The sequence below is a fragment of the Hypericibacter sp. genome (assembly GCF_050729195.1).
In the GTDB taxonomy this organism is placed as follows: domain Bacteria; phylum Pseudomonadota; class Alphaproteobacteria; order Dongiales; family Dongiaceae; genus Hypericibacter.
Genome location: NZ_JBOHKS010000066.1, coordinates 1 through 7,489 on the forward strand (window position 1 = coordinate 1; position 7,489 = coordinate 7,489).

The following is a 7,489-nucleotide window of genomic DNA, read 5'->3' on the forward strand; positions in this document are numbered from 1 at the left end:
CGTCATGCTCCGCCAGACCCTTCATGTTTGCCACGGAGATTTCGGCCTGTCTGACCACCTCGCGCAACCGCTCGATCTCGTCCATCTCGCGACCTCCCGTATGGCTGAGTCTCGACCTCACATTGTAGCAGACCGCGGCAGCCGGCGCAAAAGAGACTGCCTATAAGCCAATGATTCCGAGCGATAATTAAAAGGTTTTTCGATGAACGCAACCCATCACGACCGGGCGCAAGGCTCGGCGACGCTGACGCACAGCAGCACAGCGACGCCCGACCGTACGTTCGGCGTCGCCATCATCGGGTAGCCACATGTCAACACCACCTCGCGGGCTGTTCGATATCCTCGCGCCGCAACGGCCGGAAACGGGGCCGCTGCGCGGGCTGCTCGCGCCACCGCCGCCATCGGCGAATCCGATATTGCGGAGCCCGGTCGCGCAGAATCTACCGATGGGGCGTTACGGGAATTTGGCGGCGCGTGTCGCCGAGCTGAGGACACCGGTCGGACCGGCCGTCGTCCCCGGCCTCTGGATCGAAGGCTCCTCACCCGGCGAGCCGGCACCGCATGAGAGCATTGCGGTGGGCGACCCCAGTGGCGCCTATTTCAACTACAGCTTCGGCCTGGATCCGGGGCAGCTCTATTACAGCAATCAGGGCTCCGTCTATCTGGACAAAAGAAGGGGCGGTGAAATTTATGATTATTATGCGGTCCCCCAGGATGTACGGCCTTACATCGAAGCGGAGCTGATGGCCCAGGACGACAAGCCGGGAGATTACAACCTTCTCACGAATAACTGTCGCCATTTCTCGAGCAAGACGCTAGAATATCTGCTTAGAAAATACAACCTGAAGCCAGCGCCGGCTCCCGCTCGAACGCCGACGCCATCGGGGACCTATCCGGTTCCTTCGGCCGCGGCGGGCGATCCGCTGGTCGACGCGTCCTCGCCGGGACCGAGGCGGAAGAAATAGGCGGCGAATAGAGACACGCTTCAAGGAAAAGAGACTGGACAGTGATCCTCACGACACCCGGGGCTGCGGTCTGAGCGATGACGCGGTCCTTCAGAAGGCTGCCTCGGTGGCTCCGCATTTCGCTGGTTTCGTTCGCCGTGACGTTCGGCGTGTTGACGATCCTCTATGGCGGGCTGGTGTGGTACGCCAGCCGCCTGCCGCCCGCGAGCAAGTCGGCCTGGTTTCAAAACGTGAAGGCAGCCGATGAATATTCAGAGGAGGGCGCGTGGCAGCTCGATTTCGACGGCGACGCGACCGTCCCACTCTATCTCATCAGGGACGGCGAACTTTATTTGAAACTTCAAGCGACACAGCCGAAATACGGACTTTACATGGAAATCGACCTTCCGCGCTGGGACGCCGCCATGTTGGCCGAACTGATCGTGTTGCATCCTGAGCTGCGGCCGATGTTGCCCGAACCGGACGCGCCCGATGGCGGCATCCGCTGGTTCCGCACCTGGCCGTCGCAAACCGCAGGCTAGACCATGCCTATCGAAAAGCCAGCGGGTGAGCTCGTATTCTGGTCCATTGTGTTGGGTGTGGTTCTCGCCTTCCTGACGTTATACGCCGGCCAGGAGCTTTGGGCTCGCATCGCGCAGCGCGGGGACCAAGAAGTCTTGTTCGTGAGCGTCGACGCCGCCGACGGTGCAGCCCCGGAAAGCAGGTTCGAGACTGACTTCGAACCCTATGCGCGGGTCCCCCTCTATCTCGTCGAGGACGGCCGGCTTTATCTCCGGTCACAGACCTCCCAGGCCTTCCAACCATTCGATGTCAGGGTCGACTCCATGCACTGGAATGCCGCGATGCTGACCGAGCTGGTCCGCCAGCATCCGGAGCTGCGGACGCTGCTGCCCGATCCCGATGCGCCCGGGGGCGGCATCCGATGGTTTCATCCCTGGCCGGCACCAGACGCGCCAAAGCCATAATCCGAAGAGCCTCGTTAATCACGGCTCATCGCCGATGCGCGCACCCACATTGGGATCCACGCGCAGCGCGTCGGCCAGATCGATGTCGGCCTTGGCCGTGTCCCCGAGGCTGCGCCAGGCGCGCGAACGCCAGTAGTAAGCGTCCGCCAGATAGAGGTCGATCAGCCTCACGCTTACGCCCAGCCGCATGGGCTGGGCGTGGGCGCCCTGGCCGTACCAGCGGCTGACGCGCTCGCTGGGCCCGTTGGCGGCCTCGGCATAGAAGCCGATCGCCGTCGTGTAGTCTCGAATGGCGTCCTGAAAATTTCCACGTCGCCAGGCGATGCCGGCGCGATCGTAATAGGCATCGGCATAGGTGGGCTCGACCGCCAGCGCTTTCTCGTCCTCCCGAAGCGCCGCGTCGTCGTTTCCCATGCGGGTATAGAGGGTGGCGCGCTGCGAATAGGCGGCGACATAGCCGGGCTTCAGCCGCGTCACCTCGGCGAAATCCCGCAAGGCCGCGTCGTTGTTCCCGACGAGGCTATAGCAGATCCCGCGCTGGAAGAGAGCCTGGTCATTTTCCGGCAAGAGCGTCAACACTGCGGAATAATCGGCGATCGCTTCTGGAAATCTCAGCATCCGATAATGTGCGGTGGCGCGATTGAAGCAGATCTCCGGGCAGTGATCGGAGGCGATCGCCAGTGCCTGGTCGAAATCCCGGATCGCGGCCGCGTTGTCGCCCAACCCCATCGCGAGGGTGCCCCGATTGAAGAGGGTGTCCCAGGCGCGGGGATCGAGCCGCAGCGCCTGGTTGTAGGCCGCCATCGCATCGTCATAGCGACCCTCGTCGAACGCAGCGTTGCCGCAAACGGTCCAATCGGTGGCCGTCTGGGCCTTGCAGTCGTCAAGCCGCGAGGCCGCGGCGGCAGGTTGCAGCCCCAGCGCCAGCGCGACGATGAAGCCGAGTATCGCCCCGCTGGCGGACCTCGTATCAATTTTTAGTTGCAAACCAATCTCCCCTGGGCCCATTGCCAATCTCAGGCTATTCAATTTATTGTTGCAGGGCAATCGGGGCCCCACCCCAAAAATGTCACCTCGGTGGCCGCCGCAGGACGGTGTCCATGCCAGGCCCGGCCTGGCTCCTTCTCCATGAGCCCCGCCGCCGCGTCGGCGGGGAATGAGACAGTTCGATGACCTTCGCCGAGCTCCAAGCGTTGATCTCGAGACCGCGGACCCTGCTCGGCTTCGCCATCGCTCCGTTGCTTCCGGGGACGCTCTGGGCACTGCCGGCGCTCGCTGCCGGCGACCCGGCGTTCTTCTTCATGATCGTCCTGGTCAGTGGCTTTTACGGCTATCTGATATTGGCGATCGTCGGTGTGCCGGCTTTCATTCTAGCGAATGCGCTGCGGTGGAAAGGAATGCTCGCCTATGCCGCGATCGGGACCTTCCTGCCCGGTGCGGTCGTGATGCTGCTGCTGTACCGAATGACACAAGGGGGGCCGGTTCCGCTGCCGGCGATTCCCTTCCTCTTCGGCACGCTGCCCGCGGTCGCATTCTGGCTCACTGCCCGGCCGGACCTGCCCGATCGCCTCGTCCTGAACCTGCGCACCGTCGCCGGCTTCGCCATCGCCCCCTGGATTCCCGGGTTCGTCGTCGGGCTGACCTATCTTGCCCGCATCGATTTCACGAGCGCACACAAAGACAAATACAATGCCGCGGCGTTCATGGATTCGATTTCCGCATCGGGGTTCGCCGGCTATCCGCTCGCGATCCTGCTCGGCATCCCGCTCTATTTTCTGCTGGGCTGGCTGCGCGGAACCGGCATCGTCCTCTATGCCGTGCTCGGCGCCGTTCTCGCCGCCGCTGGCTGGATGATTCCGCCGCTTGCCCGATTCCTATCGGGCTGGACGGACGCGCTGATCCTACCCGAGCTGCATGGCAGCCTGCTGGAGCAGCCCCCGGTCGCCGGCATCGTCACCACCGTGGTCTTCTGGTTTATTGTCCGGCCGGACCGCACCGGCAGCTTGCCAGCAACGCCGGCGCCCGCCTCATCCGAGTGCCAGGGCGACGAACGCCAGGGAAACGAACGGCGCGGCAACGATCGCCCGGCGGGCGAAACGCAAAGCAGGGTACGGTCATGAGACGGGCGGATCGGACGGCACTCGCCTTCATCCTGGTCCCGCTGATTCCCGTCGCGTTGCTCCGGCCGCTTGTGGCCGACGACTTCCCGACTGCGTTCTCGGACCTCAGCATGAGGCATGTGGGATCTCCGGGCGCGATGCTCAGCTATTCCATCGCGCTGCTCGCCTTGCCGGGTCATCGGTTTCTGCTCGCCCGCGGCTGGACCGGCTTTCTCGCCTATGCCGCGCTGGGACCGGCTGCTGTTGCCGTTGCCTTCCTGATCCGGTTCCTCGCCAATATTCTGGTGGTGCGCTCGGGCCTGGTGTTCTTGCCGCTGGCCTATACCCTCAAGGGTCTGCCGGAGGCCCTCGCCTATGGCCTGTTCGCGAGCACGCTGTTCTGGCTCATCGCCCGGCCGGACCGTCCCGACAAACCGCAACCGTCACGGCCGGGGGCTTTACCGAACGCTGCGCCATCATTAACGAGGACGACGACCGAAGGGCCGCCGTCGGACGGTTCGGAGCGATAGACCCGCGAAGCGCGATCGCATCCCGGCCTTGTCTCAACCGCAGGCCCCGGCGGGGACGATCATACCGGCAAAATGCAGACACTGGCGGATCGGCGCCCGCTCGACAGGTGCGCTCTCGAGTTGCGCGATAAGCAATCCTCATGTGAGCGGTCGGTTCCAGGACAACGCCAGGATCGCGCATAGCAACACAGCAACGGCCGATTGGACCTTCGGCGTCGCCATCATCGAGTCGCAACATGTCAGCACCGCCTCGTGGACTCTTCGACATTCTCGCCCAGAAGCATCCGGCCGCCGGGCCCACGCGTGGGTTTGGCAGCGGCGATGTCCGTCGTGTCGCCAGCGACTCGACGCCGGCAACGCCGCCCGATCCGCCAATGGGACGTTACGGGAATTTGGCGCAAGTCGGCGCCGCGCTCAGGGCGAAGCCCCACACGCCACAACGCGAGCCCTACGACAATTGGCTGACCAACGAGGCGCATACGCTCCTCGACCATCCCGAGCGCCTGCCTCAGCCTCTCGATCTCCTCGTCCCGCTCTACCGCTATGGCATGCATGCCCTGCAGCCGCCGTGGCGGCAGGACAGCCCGGCGATCGAGGATCGTTTCGGCGACGATTTCTGCATTGCCGAGAACGGCATGATGACCTGCCGCTTTCCGGGTACCAGCATCGTCACGCAGCCTTTTCCGCAGGGCGATCTGCCCGCCCGGATCAACGCCGCGGACATCAACGCGCATCAATATCAGCGGTCGACCGACGCGCCGAGCCTGGCGGGGCTGAGCCAAGCGGTGGCCGAGAACCCTACACCGGGCGCCTATGATCGCCCGGCGACACCGGCGGGAACGCCGAACGATGCGGTGCCGCCGAGGTGGGAGAAGGTCCGTGTCGCCGCGAGCCCGGTCATGTCCTATCGCATGATGGATCCGCAAAGCGGCCTGGACTATGTCGTCAACGCCACCCAGCGCGGGCATCCCCTCTATCCCGGCGTCGTGCTGAGCATCGCCCGCCCGGCAGGACAAGGCCACGCGATGATCGACACCTACGGGGTGGGCACGAGCCTCGCCCAATCGCCCGCCAATCTCTGGGGCGGCATGTTCGCGGACTATTGGCCGCCGAGAGACCGGGAAATCACGGCCCGGCAGCAGCGGAAGGATAGTTATAGGTAGCGGAGAGACGGCGAGCCGACAGGTTCGGGGTCCTCAACAGGGACAAGCCTTCGAGGGAACGGCGCGTGATCATGATCTGGCGGACGCTCGTCACCGGGTCGACAGGCGCCGGGAAGCCGTCCCGAGATTTCTGTTCGTCTTCCGAATCGTCACCGGCGTCGTTGTCTGGTGAGCAGACTCATGTCTTTGCCGCCGGTCCGAAGGGCCGGTGCTCGCACCTCTACAAGAAGGGATTCATCATGCGTCAGAACGCACCCTGCGAAGGGCGGTGCGGCCGCGATCATGCCCGACTGCTCGCATCACAAGGCCGTCATGGCGACACGCTGGTCGCGCATATATCGCCGCTGGAAGCCGCCATTCTGCGTCTTCTCGGCGGGTCGGGAACGATCAACCCGAAGACCGGGTTGCCAGAGTTCTGGGGTCTGGGCGGTGGTGTTTCCAGCGGTGGCCATGGCGATGCCGGCGACGGCACGGGCGGTGCGGCGAGCAGGGGAGGCGGGAGCGGCAGCGGCAAGGATGACAGCAGCGGCGCAAGCTATCAGGGCGGTGGCACTACCACCAGCACCAGCCGCAGCACCGGGCTCGGCAATGCTTATGCGCGCGTTGCGGCGGGGCTTGGGCTGAACGGCCAACCGGCTCCTGCCCCGACAACCAAATGGGGCAACGAGAACGCCTATATCGGTGACAAATATCAGAAGGCGATCAAGGGGACCGATGCCAGCGGGATCGTTGGCTTTATCGCCAAAGTTCTCGGCTTCACTCCTGCGGCGCCAGTGGGCTGGGGGCTGGACATCGCGAACAGCATGGGCGCCTTTGACGACATAGGCGGCATGTCCGTGGCCGAACAGCGTGATCGCGCCTATGGCAATGTTGGCGGAAGCGGCGGCGGGGGAGTCAGTCGCGGTAACGGTGGTCGCGGCGACAGCGGCGGCCTACCGGGTAATCACGCTTCCATCGCCCAGCGGGCCCAACAGGCGAACGCAGGCGGTGGTCTGCTCCCGGCCCCGAACTCGCAACCGGCGTCGACGTCAACTCCCATTACGAGCGACCTGCCCGTCGGGTTGCTCCAGTATCTCGCGCAGAACCCAGGGCTGCTGCAGGGCCTCGCCACGCAATCCCGCTTCGGCGCCGGAAGCGTCGCTCCGATCAACTACATGCGGCCCTACCCTTGACCTGCCTGGTCGGGATCCCGTCGAAGAATATCGACCAGGTCTGGCCGCTGATCGAGGAACGCATCGAAGAGGCCTGCCTGACCTCACGGGGCAAGGAGAAGGCTTTCGATATCCGGCGCTCGGCCCATCACGGCGAGAAGCAGATCTGGGTGGTCTGGGACGAAGAGGCGAAGGATGTCCTCGCCGTCGTGGTGACCGAGCTCGCGGTCTATCCGCGCAAGCGAGTCTGCCGAATCAACATCTGCGTCGGCGACGAGCGGGAACGCTGGCAGCATCACATCGCGGTCATCGAGGCCTGGGCCCGCGAGAAGGGCTGCCGCGGCATGGAGCTCTTCGCCAGGCCGGGCTGGTCCCGCGTGCTGAAGCCGTTCGGCTATGACACGACCCATCACATGGTCGAGAAGGAGTTTGAAGATGCCTGATTGGAGTAGCGGTGGCGGCAACAGCCAGACCGTGCAGACTTCCGAGCCCTGGGGGCCGGTGCAGCAGCCGCTGCAGGACGTCATCAAGAAGGCGGGACAGCTCTATGACACGGGCGCTTTCACGCCCCGGACGCCTAACTTCCAGATGACGGCGGACTTCACGCCGGAGCAGC

At 64.5% G+C, this 7,489-nt stretch carries 10 protein-coding genes; 9 read left to right on the top strand and 1 reads right to left on the bottom strand.

Annotated features, from left to right (window positions below; all coding sequences use genetic code 11):
• Positions 1–308 precede the first annotated feature (308 nt).
• From ACREE8_RS05480 to ACREE8_RS05490, 3 genes are all read left to right on the top strand, one after another.
• Positions 309–965: a hypothetical protein gene (locus ACREE8_RS05480; RefSeq protein WP_431571972.1), complete on the top strand. Its 657-nt coding sequence runs from the start codon at positions 309–311 to the stop codon at positions 963–965.
• Between the two features lie 137 nt (positions 966–1,102).
• Positions 1,103–1,486 (top strand): hypothetical protein, encoded by a 384-nt coding sequence (locus ACREE8_RS05485; RefSeq protein ID WP_431571973.1) that lies wholly within the window; start codon positions 1,103–1,105, stop codon positions 1,484–1,486.
• Between the two features lie 3 nt (positions 1,487–1,489).
• Positions 1,490–1,930: a hypothetical protein gene (locus ACREE8_RS05490; RefSeq protein ID WP_431571974.1), complete on the top strand. Its 441-nt coding sequence runs from the start codon at positions 1,490–1,492 to the stop codon at positions 1,928–1,930.
• Between the two features lie 18 nt (positions 1,931–1,948).
• Here ACREE8_RS05490 and ACREE8_RS05495 read toward each other — a convergent pair whose 3' ends face one another.
• Positions 1,949–2,917, bottom strand: coding sequence for a tetratricopeptide repeat protein (locus ACREE8_RS05495; RefSeq protein ID WP_431571975.1), 969 nt, complete (start codon positions 2,915–2,917; stop codon positions 1,949–1,951).
• Positions 2,918–3,099: 182 nt separating this feature from the next.
• Between ACREE8_RS05495 and ACREE8_RS05500 the strand changes: the two genes are divergently transcribed.
• The 6 genes from ACREE8_RS05500 to ACREE8_RS05525 form a co-directional block, all read left to right on the top strand.
• Positions 3,100–4,050 carry a hypothetical protein gene (locus ACREE8_RS05500; protein WP_431571976.1) on the top strand — a complete coding sequence of 317 codons (951 nt, stop codon included), beginning with the start codon at positions 3,100–3,102 and terminating at the stop codon, positions 4,048–4,050.
• Positions 4,047–4,559 carry a hypothetical protein gene (locus ACREE8_RS05505; RefSeq protein ID WP_431571977.1) on the top strand — a complete coding sequence of 171 codons (513 nt, stop codon included), beginning with the start codon at positions 4,047–4,049 and terminating at the stop codon, positions 4,557–4,559. The genes ACREE8_RS05500 and ACREE8_RS05505 overlap by 4 nt, the downstream gene beginning before the upstream one ends.
• A 236-nt stretch (positions 4,560–4,795) precedes the next feature.
• Complete coding sequence (locus tag ACREE8_RS05510; protein ID WP_431571978.1) at positions 4,796–5,722, top strand: hypothetical protein; 927 nt, start codon at positions 4,796–4,798, stop codon at positions 5,720–5,722.
• A 65-nt stretch (positions 5,723–5,787) separates the two neighbouring features.
• A complete protein-coding gene (locus tag ACREE8_RS05515; RefSeq protein WP_431571979.1) occupies positions 5,788–6,894 on the top strand; it encodes a hypothetical protein in 1,107 nt (368 codons plus the stop codon).
• Positions 6,891–7,316, top strand: coding sequence for a hypothetical protein (locus tag ACREE8_RS05520; RefSeq protein WP_431571980.1), 426 nt, complete (start codon positions 6,891–6,893; stop codon positions 7,314–7,316). The genes ACREE8_RS05515 and ACREE8_RS05520 overlap by 4 nt, the downstream gene beginning before the upstream one ends.
• Positions 7,309–7,489, top strand: a 181-nt coding sequence (locus ACREE8_RS05525) for a hypothetical protein (protein WP_431571981.1), incomplete at its 3' end; no start/stop codon positions are given. The genes ACREE8_RS05520 and ACREE8_RS05525, both read left to right, overlap by 8 nt.

Bases quoted from the DNA above. Each gene is read 5' to 3' on its own strand.
- ACREE8_RS05500 (WP_431571976.1), top strand. From the start codon at position 3,100: ATGACCTTCGCCGAGCTCCAAGCGTTGATCTCGAGACCGCGGACCCTG.
- ACREE8_RS05510 (WP_431571978.1), top strand. From the start codon at position 4,796: ATGTCAGCACCGCCTCGTGGACTCTTCGACATTCTCGCCCAGAAGCAT.
- ACREE8_RS05490 (WP_431571974.1), top strand. From the start codon at position 1,490: ATGCCTATCGAAAAGCCAGCGGGTGAGCTCGTATTCTGGTCCATTGTG.
- ACREE8_RS05480 (WP_431571972.1), top strand. From the start codon at position 309: ATGTCAACACCACCTCGCGGGCTGTTCGATATCCTCGCGCCGCAACGG.
- ACREE8_RS05505 (WP_431571977.1), top strand. From the start codon at position 4,047: ATGAGACGGGCGGATCGGACGGCACTCGCCTTCATCCTGGTCCCGCTG.